Genomic DNA, 16,578 nt, shown 5'->3' on the forward strand with positions numbered 1-16,578 from the left:
CATTGGCCCCTGAAAGTCGTGGCCGGGCAAAGCTTCGGTCGAGATCCGAGGCTCGGTAAATGAGAGCGTCCAAGGACCGTCTTGGCTATCAGCCGCGACGTGGACCTGGAAGGGTGTCTCAGTTGAGCGCAGCAGGTACCATCCTTCGTGAACCACTGGTTGATCCAAGCCCCTAGAGAAACCATTCCTGCTTGCGGCTTGGCGGATATCAATCCAAATGGGAAGTCGGAAAGATGAGGAAAGCGCAGGCAGGGAGTCGGACATTCTACTCTGCTGCCACGCGTGCGCCAAAATCGTTCTTGAGATCGTCATACGCAGCTAGTATCAGCCGAGAAGTTCGATATTCCTTGTAGTCACGCATCTCATTGAACTTCAGACCCCGGAAAGTTTCTGAGGGATAATCCTTCCCTTTCACTGCCGTAGGATCGAGGATGTAGCGCAGGTCATCGAGATTGAGACCATAGGCATGCGCAAACCATGCATCGAGTTCGGCTCGCAGCATAGCACGCCGCTGATCCTCCCATTTGAAAGGAGATCCGACAAATCCCAGATCGCGCGCGAAAGGTGCCATCGAGCGGCTCGTGTACACGAGCTCGAGAACGCGAGGCACAATATAGTTCAGGTCCGCATCATTGTAATCGTTAGGGTTCAGCACTGGAAACTGTTTTACATAGAAAAAATTCATGTGCAGACCGCCCGCCTTCTGGCGAACGACGAAATCAAAGATTATGCTACTGATATTGGCGAATAGGCATGCAATTTTCCTGACGTTGCTCATGTCAGGAAACAAAAGAGGTAGGTTGTTTCCAACCCCAACGCGGGGAATAATTGCAGGGATGAAAGTTCGCTCGTTGGTCGCCGAGGTGAGATCCTTGAAGCCGATGAACCAATCGCGCTTCCAGCGCACTGCGGCGAGGCGCTCCTCGACGTCCGCTTGATCGACCCAGTAGAACGGGGTCAGCTCGAAATCTGGATCGGCATGTTCCTCATCGCTGGTTTCGGGTAGAACTCTATACCCGCGCTCATCGCCTCTCTGAGCGTATCCTCCGGCACGATGATCGTAGAAATTGACCATCTTGGCTTCATAGAGCGGGATGTACCGCAGCGGTTCACCGCTGCGGGTGCTTTTCGACGTCGAGTTCGGATCGGTAATCCAGTCCGTACCCTCGCGTACGAGATCCATGTTGGTCAACTGAACAGCATCTTTGAAGAGTGCGCTATCGGACGTCATGTTGTATAGGCCCTGACGGAACGTCACACGCCAAGGATTACCAGTGGTTTTGTTGGACTCCTCGACGAGTACCTGAGAGCGGTCGTAGATATATTTGGTCAGTCGAGCGTCTTCGCGAGCTCGAAAGATCGGCACAGTCTTCGTATTGGGATTGATTTTTAAGATTTCTTCTGCAGATAACGTGAAGTTTCTTTCGGGCTCGTCGATTTGGGAAGTCGCCGTAGAGAAGAAAGAAAAAGTTGGCTTATCGACGCCTTCGCCGATTGTTAGAAGGCAAAACTTCATTCGCGCATCTGGAGCGGCGAAAAGCTTCTGCCGGTTCTCGAAATCAGCTAGGCGAATGAGCCTCTTATTCGCGATCAGATCGGCGAAGAACAGTGATGTGGTAGCATCTGTTGCAATCCCGGTAGGAACGACGATCCCGGCCCTCCCTCTGGGCGAGATCAATCTAGCACAAAGTTCGGAGAACAGTGCATAGGAATTGACCTTGCCGCGTGCGGTCAGAGGAAATCTGCCTGACGAACGTGCGAACTCGTTTGCCGCTTCGAACGCACGCTTATCTTTTTCATACGCCGAGAAGATCTCAGGATGATGAGCTTTGAGTTCCTGGATAGCTTTTTTGCGCTTTGCTCCGGCCAGAAGGGCAATCTCAGGCTTGCGTTGTGCGAAATACTCTTCTTCACCAAGCTGGATCACATCCCACGGAGGATTTCCAACGACAATGTCGAATCCTCCTGCGGCAAAGGCGTCGGCGAAGGTCAGGCCCCAGTGAAGAACGCGTGCGATTGTGCACGCGCGTGAGCACGAGGATTCGAGTTCCGAACCTATGCTGAGCTGGCGTAGGATGGCAGCGACGTCGGCTGTCGTGGGGACTGTTCGCTCCCCGTGCGATGGCGGGGTACTATCCTTGATGATGAGATAGGCGGCCACGTAGGTATCGCACGCCTGTTTCTTTGCAAGTAACCCCGGATCAGCCATGGCCTGCTGCCAGAGTTCTTGGCGTGCCCTCCGCTCGCGAGGGGTATCCTCCGGCATCGCCTTGAACGTCTCTACGATTCGTTCAATGTAGGAATTCTGTGGCTTCCAAGTCTTGTCTTGAAAAATATCGAGCCGCCCCTGTCCGATACGTTCGTCTCGGTTCCTGAGGAAATATCTGCGGCACTCAGACTTCTCGTCTGCAGTGAGAGGCTTGTACGCGTCGTCAGGAATACCATCGTCCATGAGGCTGTCGAGCTTTTCGCCGAAAGCGAACGTTCCGAGGAGAGCATCCCCACAGACAAGATTGGCATCGAGGAAACCGAGCGGCTTGCCCGGTTCGAGAGACTCGATCCAGAGCGCAACTTTGGCGAGGTCGATTGCCATTGGATTGCGATCGACACCATGAATGCATCGCCTGATCACGTCACGCATGGCCTCGCGATACTGATCCGCCGAAGCGACACCGCCGTTGCGGGCGCGCGCGACCCGTGTCGCCAATCGGCGCGCGGCTGCGAGGAGGAAATGTCCCGAACCACAGGCCGGGTCGATAATGCGTAGGCCGAGCAACGCACGGGTTGGATCTTGCGAGCCTGCAATGACGCGATCCATGACTGGGTCGGCAACGGTGTCCAATAGCGCCTGAACGAGGCTATCGGGAGTGTAGTAGCTGCCAGTCGTCTTTCTTGCGTTACCCTTCTTTTCCGCGCCTTCTGCAAAGAGCAGCTCTCTTCCGTTCGCAGTAATGCGCGGTGCGAGTTCGAGCAGACTTTCGTAAACGGAGCCGAGTTCCTCGGTCTGCATATCTCGCCAATTGACGGGTAATGTGCCGTCCTGGCCTTTGAGCCAAGCCAGACGATGGATGGCCCTCATCAAGTCCCGGTTCGCCAGGGCACAGCTTTCGAGATCATCCATGCGGCCCGGCTCGAACAGCCCGGAGAGTGCAGGCAGGCCAAGTTCTTCTTGCCCCTCCGCTAGACCATGGAAGACAATCTGAAGCGCCTCCCAACGATCAGTGTGGGCATCGTATGACGTTCGACGGATGCTGGCCTGTCGAAGGTTTCCGAGACTGTAGCCCTGCGCATAACGCAGCCGCTTGAGCGCGGCAGTCTGAGGAGGATGCAGGAGGTCGCGATCCTCGGCGACGAAGAGGAAGATCAGCCTGTAGACGAGGTGCAGGCACTGCTCGAAGTAGATCTGCGCCGGGATCACGCCGCTGCCGACGAACTTGCGTAGGTCCCCATTGGCTGGATGGCTGAGGAAGCCAGTACCTAGCGCCAGAAGGGCTTCTTCGACGCCGTCGCGCAAGCGGTCGCGGGCGACCTCGCCTTCCTTCAGACCGGCAAGCCGCCACCGCTCCAGAGTGCAATCCGAAACCGCATCGGCGGGCTTGCCGAACCGAGTGGCATGCAACAGCAGCCAGAGCACGGCGAAGTCGACACGGCCTTCGTTCGTGAAAATCGCGTCGAGGTCGGCCTCAATGTAAGCGGGGCGGGTCAGGCTGGGGTTGTCGCGCAGCAGGCGCAGCCGCGTGCCGCAGCAGGCGAGGCCCCAGAGAGCGGGGTCTTCGGCGTTGAGCCAGTCTTGGATGACGCTGGCGGCCGATCCGCGCCGTCCGGCTGCCGTGAGGCTCGGGCTCACGCGGTCGATGCCGTCAGCCGGCGGGACCACGACTACCGGCACACGTCCGCTCAAAGCTTCGAAAGTCAGCGGGTAGATGTCGCCGTCGCGGTCGCGCCGACCGATCGGCACGAGGTCCCGAAACTCCAGGACGTCACGCAGGAGGGCCTCGGTGAAGCGCTCTGTGGCCGCGAGCGAGGGCTCCGGGTGCGCCGTGAGGTCGGCGTAGTGCGCCTGGGCAATCCGGTAGGCTCGCGCGATTTCATCGCGAAGGATCAGGCCTCGCGCGATGCCGTAATCGGTCGCGGTCTGCTCGTCCGCCTCGATACGGGCGATCTGTGTCAGCATCGCCGGCGCGATCAGGCCACCTTCGAGGGTGATCGCATCGAATGCGATGGCCGGCGCGCGCTTGGCGCGGCGGGTCCGCGCCGCGGGTCTCGGCTGGCGGGCCATCACAGATCTCCCGGGGTGAGGATGTAGACGCCGACGATGTCGGCGGGCAGGATCGGCTCGACCGTCACCCGGGGCGTTCCTTGAGCAGCAGCGCGGACGCGGCGGTGGTCGGCCTCAAGCGCTTTGCCGCGTTGGGTGGCGTAGGCCTCTATTGCAGGCATGTAGGTACCCAGCACACGCTCGCAGGCCTTCTCGATCAGACGGTGGCGTGCAGTCTCAGAAAGATCGCCGCTCGCAGGCGCTTCGAGCAACTGCTGAGCCGCCTCGCCCTCAGCGATGGCGGTCGGATGGGATCCGGCGAAGGCCAGAGTTACGGCCTCCTCCGAGAGAAGCATGCGCTCAGTCCGTCCGTGGACAGTGAGCTTGTGGCGCAAACGGATCAGCACGACCGTCGTCATCGCATCGACGGCTTCGGTGCTCCACACCCCGGTCCGGGCGAGCTCGAAGCCGGTCTCGCTCTTTGGGTCGAGCGCCGTCTCCAGCAGGCTTTCGGCCAGCGTCGACGTGATTGGGTGGGCCCGACCGACAGTGGCGGCTCCGACCGGCGCTTTGGCCTCGAAGCTGATCCGCACATCGCCTCTGACGCCACTTGCGTCGAGACGCTCAGTTATGGTCGCCGGCAGCTTGGCGAGATCGGCACGGAACGTCGCCTCACGGGCGGGCTCGAGGGCCGTGTTGAAGTGATCCATCGCTTGGGCGACGAAGCGCTCGACCCGATCGGGGCCGCCGATGATTGCGCGCCAGCTCTCCCATTCCGGCATCACTTCAGCGGGCTTAAGAGCGTGTTGCGCGTAGCGCGCACGCGACCGCTTCTCGCCCTCTTCTGCATCGCGCCAGCAGGCCGACAATACACTCGCTTCCTTGGCAAAGAGGTCAAGCTGCCGCTGGGCGCGCGGTCGGCCGCGGTGCTCTAGCATCGCGTTCAGGAGCGCACCGGAGATCACCTGGCGATCCTCAGGGAGCGCGATGATGACGCCGAGATCCTTCTTGATCTGCTCAGCCTTCCTCAGGATCACGCTGAGGACGGCGCTGTCGATCAGGCTGTCAGCACCGAACAGCAGCATCGACTTTACAATTGGGGCTGGTTGGCCGAAGCGGTCGACGCGTCCTTCGCGCTGCTGATGCCGGGTCGGGTTCCACGACAGGTCGTAGTGCACGACGGCATCGAACAGCATCTGCAGGTTGATGCCCTCAGAGAGGCAGTCGGTTGCCACCAGCAGGCGCTGCGGCTCCTCAACCATGCCTTCGACACGGTCGCGGCGATCATCGGGAACGAGCAGACCGGTGACGGTCTCGATGGCAAGGCGGGGAAAGGCTTTTCGCAGCGCCGTGGCGACGTAATCTGCCGTGGCAATGTAGCGGCAGAATACGACAGGATTCGCGCCGGCAGCGACGAGGGGCTTCAGCTCCTCGATCATCATCGCGAGCTTCGGGTCCGGCTTTCGGACCAGCGCTTCCGCCTGCTGGATCAGCTTGGCGAGCGCAGGATCGGTGCCGAGGTAGGCGCTCGGTTCGGCGTCGACGGCTTCGGTATCCTCGTCCTCCTCGTCGAGGACCTGCATTGATAGGCGATCGGGATCGCCGTCCTGGCGGTTTCGGAGCGCGTTCAGGGCGGCAGCGGGAGAGGATCCCACGCACCGTAGAAGTGCCAGTGTAGACCAGAGAGTGAGGCGCTGACGATGCGTGCCGTCGCCCGCGTCCTCGATGCGGTCGAGGCAGTAGTCGAGGACGGCATCGTGGAACGCCGTATGATCGGAGCCCAACGAGTAGGGTCGGTGGAGCTTCTCGTGCTTCGGGAAGATCTGATCGTCTTCCCATTTCTGATCGAGAATGTCTTTGCGCCGTCGCTGCACGAAGTGGCGCGCGAGCGCGATACGACCGGCATTGGTATCGAGACCTGCCATCTCGAAACTGTCGTCGAGGAGCTTCAATAGACGGTCGAAGGCTTCCTCGTCGCCACTGTGCGGGGTCGCCGTGAGGAACAGCATGTGCCGCTCGGCATCCCTGGCGAGACGCTGCAGGAGCCGGTAGCGACGCTGACGGCTGCCATGCGTGCCGACGCAAGCATGGGCTTCGTCGACGACGACGCAGGGTGGGCAGGACGCGGCAAAGCTCTCACGGCGCTTTTCAGCCTTGATGTAGTCGAGGCTCACAACCGTGAAGGGATGGACCTCAAACAGGCTCTGGGTCCCGACGACCTTCCGCTCGAGGCGCGGCGCGGAAGCTGACGTCACGGGGACGGCTTCAATGTCGAACTTGGTGCGTAGCTCCCCGACCCACTGATCGACGAGATGGGGCGGGCAGAGGATGCAGAAGCGCTCAATCTCGCCGCGGTCGAGGAGTTCGCGAACGATGAGGCCGGCCTCGACGGTCTTGCCAATGCCGACATCATCGGCAATCAGCAGACGCACGACGGGCAGACGCATCGCCATCAGCAGCGGCACGAGTTGATAGGCGCGCGGCTCGAAACTGACGCGTGCCGACGAGCGGAACGGACCTGCACCCCGCCGAAGCGAAAGGCGTAGCGCCTCTGCGAGGAGGCGTGCGTTCTCCTGCGTGCCGCGCACGTCAACGTCCGGCGGGGGGAAGTGAGCCGCCTCAACCGGCACGCGCTCAAGCGCCGGCAGGATCGTCAGCGCGTCGGCTTCGGTGCCCGAAAGCGGGCGAAGCCGCAGCGCGGCCGGATCGTCATGGGGCAGCGCAACCCATTCCCGGCCACGTGCCCGAACGAGATCGCCGGGGGAAAACTGGACGGTCATGCGGCGACCTTGAACAGCGTGCTGAGGGCAGAGGGTGGATCGTGCTCGGGATCGCCCTTGAGAACCACGAGCGTCCAGCCGCCGTCCTCAAGCTCATCGACGACCTCCTGCGGCGGCGGCGCGTAGGCGATCGCGACGTGGTGACTGCGCCAGACATCGAGGAGCCCGTCGGTATCGAACTTCAGGCGCTTGGCATCGAATGGCGGCAGACCCCATCGGCTGAGAGCCTGCGGCCAAGTTTCGATGGTCGCGGCGACCGACGGCGCTGTGCAAACGACGGAGGTTGACCGGATAACACCGGCGGCGAGCCGAACTAGCACGGCTCGCGCGTTCTCGTCGTTACGGTCGATGAGAGCGTGGTCCATCTGGTTGTAGTAGGACAAGAGACAGCGGTAGCAGCCGCGCACACAGAAGGTCGCGTCGGCGTCCTTGAGCTTGGATGCGTCCCGCGTAGCGAGCGCGTCGTCGATGCTGTCGGGGGTGAAGTGCATGACTTCCAGAGCGCGGTGGGCGACCTCTGCCAACCGTTCTGGCTCGCTGACGAGCCGCCGCAGGACACCGGCTCCGCCCTCGCTGGACTCGTAGGCCAGGATGGCCTTGCGATTGCGACGGTCAGGCACGGCCTCTGTGGCAATCTCGCCTTCCTCGACCTGGAAGACGAGGCTCAAGCCACGAGCGACCGCGTACTGGAGCGTGGCAAGCGTGCACTCCTCAGCCTCTGGGCCGAAGAGTTTTAGCAGGGCTGCATTCTTGTGGTCTTGGACAATGGGTACGACGCGCACGGCTCCTGGGCGTGAGGGGTCGGCCGGGTCGGTATCGTCGTCGTCGCGCTCTTGGTCGGCCCCGACCCATTGGCCGTTTTGCGGATCGATGGGGTAGCCGTAGAGATCCTTGTCCTTGCGCTTGCGAAGGCCGAGGTTGAGCCGGCTGATCTGAGCTCGGGGTGCGTAGGTCAGGTCCAGCACGGTCCCATCGTCATCCTCAGCGACGGCGGTCAGGACGTCGCTCTGACCGTTACGCTTGGCCCAGGTGAACGTCGTCTGGATCTCGAACCCGCGACCCCGACGAGCCTCCTCGTTGGCGGTGATCCGCTCGGACGGGATTGTCTCGACGTTCTCGATGCGTAGAACCTTCTGGATCCGCTTCGCACCCGTCATCTGCTTGCCGCAGGCGTGACACAGATTCTGTCCGTCACCCTCGTGGCCCGCGCCGCAGGAGCGGCAGACGCGCCAGAGCGCGAGATTGCTCTCGGCCAAGATACCCTGCGCGTCGCGGACGTCCGGCGGGATCTTGGCGCGCACGACCTTGAAGGCACGCCCCTCGTGATAGATCAGAGAGCCGGGACCAAACTCGGCGATTGCCAGGAAGCGGGCGCGCTGAAGGTAAGCCGCGCGCGGACCACCGGAGCCCTGCTCGGGCACGTAGGCGTAGAGCGGTAGCCGCGGGAAGTTGTAACCCGGCAGGAACCCCTCGGTCGCCAGGTAGCGATGCGAGGCGAAATCCGAATTATCCGACCTACCGCCATGCTCCAGCAGCCTGATCTGGCTGTTGGCGATGCGGAAGGCCCGCTCGGCCGCATCACGCGCCTGCTTGGTCAGGCCAGGCCGCATGCTCTGACGATTGGCTTCCTCCATCTGCGCGAAGGCGGCATTGTAGAGGTCACGCCACCGTCCGAAAGCGCTGTTGAAGCGCTGTGACGCCGTTCTTGCGACCTCGGCTACGAAGGCGTTCGGGTTCTTCAGCCAATCGCTGCCGGGATCGTTCAGAACGGCGGGGGTAACGCAGTCGCGAATCGTGTCGAGGATCCGTTCGAAGTCACCCTCGACCCCGACTACGCGGTCCGGGTTCGTGAGATGGTCGACGATGTCGGTGCGGACCGTGCGCTTGGGCGTATCAAGATCGAGGATGGCTGGGATGGCGTCGGGCAACTCCTGACGCAACCGGCCGTCGGCACCGGCCTTGGCCAACCAGATCGCATTGAGATGAGCCTCGACGAGGTCGCGGTTGGCGAGATCGATGCCCGGAGGCCTGACGGAGCCGGCGACGAGCTGCTCGCGCCGGGCGAAGTAGTACTGATCGTGGGGACTCTGCGCAGCGCAGTAGGTCACGATGAGCGCCGCTTGGCCGGAACGTCCGGCCCGCCCCGAGCGCTGCGCGTAGTTCGCCGGCGTGGGCGGTGCGTTGCGCAAGTAGACTGCGTTCAGAACCGAGATGTCGACGCCGAGCTCCATCGTCGGCGAGCAGAACAGCACCGGCAGGAAGCTGTCGGCCTCCAGCGGATTGGTCTGGTCCGCGCGCATCGTGTCGAGGTTGCGCCGTCCGGCATCGCCCCATCGGAAGCGCGCCTCACGCCACAGCCGCAAGTCTTTGTCGACCTGCGCGGTGTGCTCACGGCTCTCGAAGCCGAGCAGGCTGTCGTCATCGCTCATGAGGATGCTAGCCGTCTCGCGATAGAGGCCTGCGAAGTAGCTGTTCACGTCCTTCGCGGGCGCGTCAGCGACGAGGCGGATAGCGGAGGGAAGCAGCCTCAGACCCGTGATTCCGTATTCTACGATCTCCCGGATCCAATTCTGCGCCTTGGCGATACGGACGACGCTTTCCAAAAGTTCGTCGTACTCGTGGATCGTGAGGCGTCGGCCGCCCCAGAGGCGACCGTCGCGCAGCCGCTTGCCGACCCGGCTGTTCGGGCCAGCTGTTATCAGCCGATGGTCACGCGCGCCGCCGGGAGGGAGCGGTTTTCCACCTGCACTCTCGGGCACAATCAGGATGCCGGCGGTGGAGACTGTCTCCTGATCCGAGATCGCCCAGGGTGCGCGCAGGTTGTCGCGCGAAGACAGCCCGAGGCTGTCGAGCGGTCCCTTCTTCAGGAAGTCGCTTTCGACCGCGAGTTCCCCACGCATGACCTCGAATAGGGCGCGAAAGACTGCTCGGCGGTCGTCAGGCTGGAGAGCCCGCAGAAGCTGGTAGTCCTTGAAGAGACTGTCGTCAGAGCAGCTTTCGAGACCTGGGTAATGCGCTCTGACAAGCTGAAGATTTTCGAGGTTGAGATTGGTGTAGCGCCAACCGCGGCGTTGGTCGCTCCACACCCGGTGGCTGAGCACCCGGGTCAGATCGGTGATGGCCCGCGCACGCGACGGCCCGACGGCCTGGGGTGCAGACATCCAGTGCCGCCGCCGTGCGTCATTGCCGTCCTCGAAACCGAGCGCTTTCTGGAGTGCCGTGCCGTACTCGGCTTCGGCGAGGCCATCCGGACCGGCGGCTCGGACGGCCGACAGCACGGCGGCGCGCAGCAGCGTCGTGAAGATGAAGTCGTTAAAGTGACCGGCTTGGAGTGCGGCGTCCTGCCGGTTGTCCGAAAAGCCCAGCACCTTCCGCTTGTCGGCCGCGATCTTCGCGTCGGGTCGGTGCATGTAACGCAGGAGACTGCTGACGAGGAGCGTCGTCGCGGACGAGCGCCCTTCGGCGGTGAGGCCCGCGAGCTTGTTCTGCTCGCGGGTGCCGGGTTGCGCCTCATGCTCGCAGGCCAAGCAGAAGCGCCAGCGGCCGGGGATGAACCAAGCTTGGCGTCCGGTCGGGTCGACCCGGCCATTCGGCAGAACAGAGACGGCCGCGACCTGCTGCTTGCGGCGCGTCGCCTTCAGCCGTGGACCACGGGGCGCGTGCTCGACCCATTCGTCTGGGTAGTCGGTCAATGCGCCCTGGAAGAAGTCGTTGATCGTCTCGGGCTCGGGCACGAGATACCCGGCGATCCCATGTTCGGTATCGCGCTCGTTGATGGGATCGTCGATCGACCGTGCGACGAAGTTGTCGCCTGCCTCGTCGTCGAGCCGGGTCACCGGGTGGTACTCGTGCCCGCACTCGCGGCAGAAATGGGTCGAGAACAGCCGAGCGGTCTTGTCTTCCGGGTGATGGGTCTGGCCGTTCAGCGTCACCCGGCGAATGCCGGGGGAACCGGCCGTGCGCAGGGTCGCGTAGACGAGCCCTGCGCCCGAGATGAATCGATGGAGCTTGAAAGCCAGGAATGCTCGGGAGCCTGAGCCACCCCGCTCAGCACCCGGCCGCGCTAAGAGGCTGAGCATCTCGCGCAACCGCTGCTCACACAGCGCGGCGTCGCACCCGGTCTCTCCGGCTAGGATCTCTGCCGCTGCGACCAGGGTCATGGGTGCCCGTCGCTTCAACTGTGGCTTGTACTCAAGACCGATGCGAAGCTCGATCCAAACAGCGAGCGGATGGACCTTGAGTTCTGCATCCGTTGCCGCTGCCGGGACGGTGTTCCGGATGCTGGCAGCAAGCCGCCCTTGAATGCCAGCGACGGTCAGATCCTCGTCGGTGGCACGTTGGAGGGCCTCATCGATGACGCAGTCATGAGGGATTTTGACCCCGAACAGATCGCTGGCAACCTTCGCCACGGCCTCGACGGGATTGCCCTGATCTGGCGTCGCCATGGTTGCGGACGTGCCGATGCAGACGGGGGGTCGACTATCGCGGCAAAGCTGATCGCGAAGGCGGCGTACGAGGACGGCGACGTCGGCTCCCTGTCGACCGCGATAGGTGTGCAACTCATCGAGCACGATCCAGCGCAATCCGCGGGCGTTGCCGATCACCTGGGCGTCGAGCTCGCTCTGCCGCGTCAGCAGGAGTTCGAGCATCATGAAGTTGGTCAGGAGGATGTCGGGCGGATTATCCCGAACCTCCTCGCGCTTCTCACGGCTCTCCTGGCCCGTGTAGATGCGCACTCTGGGACGCTGCGCCTCAGGGATCCCGCACTGGTTCAGGAACTCGGTCAGGCCTTCGTACTGCGAGTTCGCCAAGGCGTTCATCGGGTAGACTACGATGGCGCGTGTGCACGGCTTGAAGTCGGGCTTCTGCCGCTCGCGGACGGCTTCGTCGATGATCGGCAGGAAGTAGCAGAGCGACTTGCCCGATCCGGTCCCGGTCGTAACGACGAAGCTCTTGTCCGCCTTGGCCTTGGTCAGCGCCTCGGCCTGATGCCGGTGAGGATCAAGGACCCGACCGCGCTCGCGGAAGATCTGTGGCGTGAGCGGGTGCAGGATCCCGTCGTTCACAAGCGCCTGCAGGGTCTCGCCGCGCGCAAAGTGCGGGTTGATCGTGATGAGGGGATCCGGCCAGAACGCCTTGCCGTCGTAGAGGCGATCGACTTCGGTCCGGATGTCGTCGGCGGCGATCCTGTTAAAGGACCGCGCGAAGGCGTCGTAATCTCGGATCAGGCTCTGGTCGAGGCCGAACGCATCCACCGTGTCATGTCCCCCGCATGACGGCCGGCATGTCCGGCCATTCTCTGCCACTGGATGCGACGCTACCCTAGGTCCTCGCCGACAGGTAGCGGAAAGCTCGGCCGCGATCCGCCCAAGCGTTGTTTCAACAGCGGTCGTTTCGCCAGTGTGACCTGCGAAGCCGTGAGAGCTCTCGCGCTTGGGCATTCAAGCCGGCTGGAGGGCGACACGAATCGCTTCTTTCTGTGACGCGATGAGCACCGCGGACATGGCGTTCACGTCCGCAACGCTGCGGGATACGACCTATTGTCGGTACTGTCGGCACCGTCGGTGATGCGTGGCCCGGTCGTGCTGGGTACGACGGACGGGTTCGGTTCCCTTGTCCTGGAGCGGTTCTGACAATAGCGTCGGTAGCGACGGAAGGGTCGCGGGTTCAGGCGGCCTCGGCGGTATCGGCTGGGGCCTGGGGCCAGAGCGCGCCGGTGTTGACGACGTACTCCTCTCGCGCCCGGCCCTTGGTCTCGCCGGCGCGATGGAAGTCCTCGCGCAGGAGACCGGCCTCGACGAGGATCTCACAGGCGGCCTTGCGGTTACGGGTGTCAGCGAGGCGACCGCTCGCGACGCGCTGAAGCTGACGCCCGGTGAAGCGCTCCCATTTGCGCTCGCGGATGACGGCGAGCACCGCGCGGGCGTCGGCCTCGCCGTCGCCGACGGCCGCGGTCTGCCGGACGCGACGGGCCTGCTGAAGGAAGTAGGAGCTCATCAGGATGATCGCCTCCTGCATCTGCGCGCCGCCGATGCGCCGCGGCACCGGGGTGCCGTCCGGCTCGGCGCACCAGTGGAGGAAACTGAGCACGGCGCTGAGCCGCAGGACCTGGCCGGGAGCCTTGTTCAGGGTCGAGGCGTACCAGGCGCTGCAGCCCTCGGCCGCGTCCATCATCTGCTGACCGAAATCCTGAAGCCGGTCGACGGCCTCGTCGGTCAGCTCGATCCGCTCTGGCTCTGGCCGATCGGGGTCGGCCCTCTGGTCCTGCTGCAGGCACTCGATGCGCATGAGGGCGGCAAGGGCGGCCGCGTCGTCGGCGCGCTCGTTCGTGTCCGTGCGCCGCGGGATCGTGAACGTCTTCGCCGGCCTCGGCCACATCCAGAGGAAGCGGTGGGCGAGCCCGTCGTCGGTCTTCGTCAGAAAGGCGCGCAGCGGATCGGGCTGGACGCTGCCGATGACGCCGATCGAGAGATGCGGGATCTCCACGGGCGTGCGCAGGCCGTTCTTCAGGTCGCCGCCCTTGCGGATCACGCTGTAGGGATCCCCATCGAAGGCTTTCAGCCAGAACGGCCGATCGGCGCTCACGCCCTTGGCGCGGTAGCGGTCGAAGCCGCCGAACCAGCCGGCGAGCTCGTCGGAGAACTGCAGCAGGCCGCGGGGCGAGCCGGCCGCGGTGGCGATCAGGCCTTCCGTGGTCGCATCGACGACGTGCAACACCGGCACCACCGGGGCCGCCGGGACCTGGGCCTCGCTCGGCCAGGCCGGCAGCCCTTCCAGAGGATTGGGCGGCACCTCGTCTTTGGCGAGATCCTCGATCTTGGCCGGCTTGGGTCGGGTTGCGAGCGTCTCCTCGACCTCGCGCTTCCAGGACCGGTCCATGTATTCGGCCACGAGGGCTTGCAGCCGGTGCGCCGGTCCGGCGTCGCTGATCTGGCGGGCGCGCTCTTGCTCGATGGCGTGGATCAACTTGCGCACGGGGCGCATGCCAGGGCTCTTGGCGGTCGAAGGGTTTCCGACGAGACCGATCCAGAGCACGCACGGGTGCTCCCAGACGCCTTCGACGTTGGGCCAGCGCACATTGCCGAGCATGGCCCCAACGGTGGCGAGCAGGGTGCCGGCGGTGTAGTCGATTGGCGCATTCGCCGCCCGGGCTGACAGTGCGACCCACTGCGACCAGAACGGCCCGAGCATGTCGACCGGGAAGCGGGGCGCATCACCGAAGTCGCTGGAGAGGAGCGACCGATCGGGCGCGTCCCAGGTGAAGGCTTCGGGCCGCAGGTCGGCCGTACCGGGCAGTCCATCCTCGGCGGGGTCGTTGGGGTTGGGCATGGCCTTGCGCCTGGTGGTTCGTGACGGACCTTAGGGAGGCGTCTCAAACCTAACGCAGCCCTGTCGTACCCGCTGTCCCCAGGACGACAAGCTGATCGTTCAACCGGTATGCTGAAGATGTTCTTCATCCTGACGGTGAACAGAACCGCCTCATGCGGGTCCGGATTTGTGCGCCTTGGATAGTCCTTTCTTGCTGGCTGCACGCGGAGACTTCGGTTTTGAAGTCGCTTTCGGATCTGCTGCGAGCAGTCCTTCGCAACTCAGCGCGAGTCGTCGTCCATAAGTCCGTGATGCGTCACGGACAGGCGCGGCAGTAACGGCGAACAGCATGTAAGCCGAGTGAAGCACGACGGCGACTGTGACGCCGAGGAGCTTCTCGTTCAGATCCTCGATCCGTGTGAACAGAGGAGGCTGGAGCCAGAGGATCGCCGCAGCCGATGATGCGACAAATCCGTTGCAGACAAGAGCGACCGGCTTCAGTCCGAGGAGGTTGCGCCGGTAGCCGTAGCTGATGAGGTTGTCGAATAGGATCGAGAACCGCTTGTGGTCGCGCGTGTTCTCCCGCAACCAATCGGCTGCGGCGAGGTAGAAGGCGTTTGCCTGCTGCAACTGCGTCTGCTCATCCTGTTCCGCCGGTACGGGCACCGATATCTTTGCGGCCACGAAGGCTCGGTAGCGGGCCTTTGACGGCTCCGGGATTGCAGGGTCGTTCCGGTGCCAGATCTCCGGCGACGTCCGCGTCCCGAGCTTGACTTCGACGACCTTGCCTCGTCGTTGCGCCAAGTCGGTAGCTGCGTAGAGGAGAACGAGGCTCATCACGCTGACCAGCGTGTTGGACAGCCGCAGGCGATCCCACGGTACCAGAACGAAGAGGAGCGCCAGCGTCGGCAGGAACGCAAGGAGCGCCGGACAGACGCGGGCGCGGAGGCTGTAAGCATCAAACAGCTTCACGCCGTCGAAGAGTTTCGCGAGGTCGGGCACCTATGCCTCAGATATTCAGAGTTCCGGTATAGTACAGGGCGTCAAATCGCGTCTGGCCCTCCCAATCGAGCGGGCAATTCTCCGGAATGTATGCGAGCTCGGACGCGTAGATATGCACCTTGTTCGCGTCGGTCAGGTCGAAGGTGATATGACCAGCCTTCGCCTGAGTGAGCTTGCGGTAGCCGCGGTAGTAATGCAGGTGGCGGCTCGGTGCTTCCCCGATCACGATAATGTTGGGGTCGAGCTTGTCGAGCCATGCGTTCGGGATCTTGCCGGACTTGCGCCCATGGTGTGAGGCAAAGATGATATGGACCTTCTCGAGAGGCACCTCATCGGTGATCGCCTCCATGAACGCGGTCTCAAGATCACCGAGCCACAGCATCTTGACGCCGTTCGCGGCGTTGTACTGAACAACCGTGGAAAGGTTGTTGAATGCGAGGCCGTGCTTGGCATCAACCCAGGCGTCGATGAAATGAGGATTGTTCAACCGCGGCCATAGGATACTGAGGCCGGCCGATCCTCGAGTGGCATCAGCTTCATTCATCCACTTGCGGGTACAACCCTGCGATATGTGGAAAGCCTTCGGTCCGTCTCGCAGCATGCAGTAGTGCTTGAACGAAACCGAAGGGTCATCCTTCGTCGCCTTGTTCGTCACGCAATAGAAATTTTGCAGGCTTAGGACCTCATCGAGATCCTTCAATCCAGCGATGTGATCTTCGTCTGGGTGCGTCGAGATGAACCGTACGCATCCTTTCTTGCTGGCTTCTGTCCACACCTGTGCAAGCAAGGCGGCCTTATTGTGTTCCTGTAGGTGACAGTCGATGATGGTGAAGTTGTCGCTCGCATGCGAGATGTAGAACATGTCTCCGTGGCCCACGGAGAGCGTTTTCACAAACGGCATCGGCCAGCCTTTTGCTGATGGAGCAACGTGCTGGCCCACCCCTCGACCGCCGTGCTTTCGATAGTCCCCAACGCAGATGTACGTAGTGTGTTCCCGATAGAGACCGCATTCGTTCCAGGAGGGCACAGTCGTCGCTGAACCTTTGTTCGATCAAGGAGCAGATCGGCGGACAGCATGGGCTCGGCGAACGCGAGTGTCCGCATTATCGCGGCTCTCGGCACATGTGAGATCAAGCTGCTCGATCCCTTCCTGCCTCGACCCCGTCGTGGTTCACTCACGGAAAGGGAAGGGGGCAGCCATGGTCGGATGGCATCCGGGCGGTGAGATCT

6 protein-coding genes are annotated in these 16,578 nt (G+C 62.9%); all 6 read right to left on the reverse strand.

Annotated features, from left to right (window positions below; genetic code table 11):
* Positions 1-265: 265 nt before the first annotated feature.
* The gene (locus tag G4G93_RS03710) at positions 266-4,279 is read right to left on the reverse strand and encodes an N-6 DNA methylase (RefSeq protein ID WP_165081239.1); all 4,014 of its coding nucleotides are present in this window, start codon (positions 4,277-4,279) and stop codon (positions 266-268) included.
* Positions 4,279-7,038 carry a DEAD/DEAH box helicase gene (locus G4G93_RS03715; RefSeq protein WP_165081241.1) on the reverse strand — a complete coding sequence of 920 codons (2,760 nt, stop codon included), beginning with the start codon at positions 7,036-7,038 and terminating at the stop codon, positions 4,279-4,281. The genes G4G93_RS03710 and G4G93_RS03715 overlap by 1 nt, the downstream gene beginning before the upstream one ends.
* Positions 7,035-12,293 carry a DEAD/DEAH box helicase gene (locus G4G93_RS03720; RefSeq protein ID WP_165081243.1) on the reverse strand — a complete coding sequence of 1,753 codons (5,259 nt, stop codon included), beginning with the start codon at positions 12,291-12,293 and terminating at the stop codon, positions 7,035-7,037. Before G4G93_RS03720 ends, G4G93_RS03715 begins: the two co-directional genes overlap by 4 nt.
* Positions 12,294-12,705: 412 nt before the next feature.
* Positions 12,706-14,367, reverse strand: coding sequence for a DUF3987 domain-containing protein (locus G4G93_RS03725; protein WP_165081246.1), 1,662 nt, complete (start codon positions 14,365-14,367; stop codon positions 12,706-12,708).
* A gap of 150 nt (positions 14,368-14,517) precedes the next feature.
* Positions 14,518-15,348: a hypothetical protein gene (locus G4G93_RS03730; protein WP_165081248.1), complete on the reverse strand. Its 831-nt coding sequence runs from the start codon at positions 15,346-15,348 to the stop codon at positions 14,518-14,520.
* Between the two features lie 7 nt (positions 15,349-15,355).
* Positions 15,356-16,288, reverse strand: a complete 933-nt coding sequence (locus tag G4G93_RS03735; RefSeq protein ID WP_206289444.1) for a hypothetical protein — start codon at positions 16,286-16,288, stop codon at positions 15,356-15,358.
* Between the last annotated feature and the right edge of the window lie 290 nt (positions 16,289-16,578).

Origin of the sequence: Methylobacterium sp. DB0501 (assembly GCF_011043735.1) — a bacterium.
Taxonomy (GTDB): domain Bacteria; phylum Pseudomonadota; class Alphaproteobacteria; order Rhizobiales; family Beijerinckiaceae; genus Methylobacterium; species Methylobacterium alsaeris.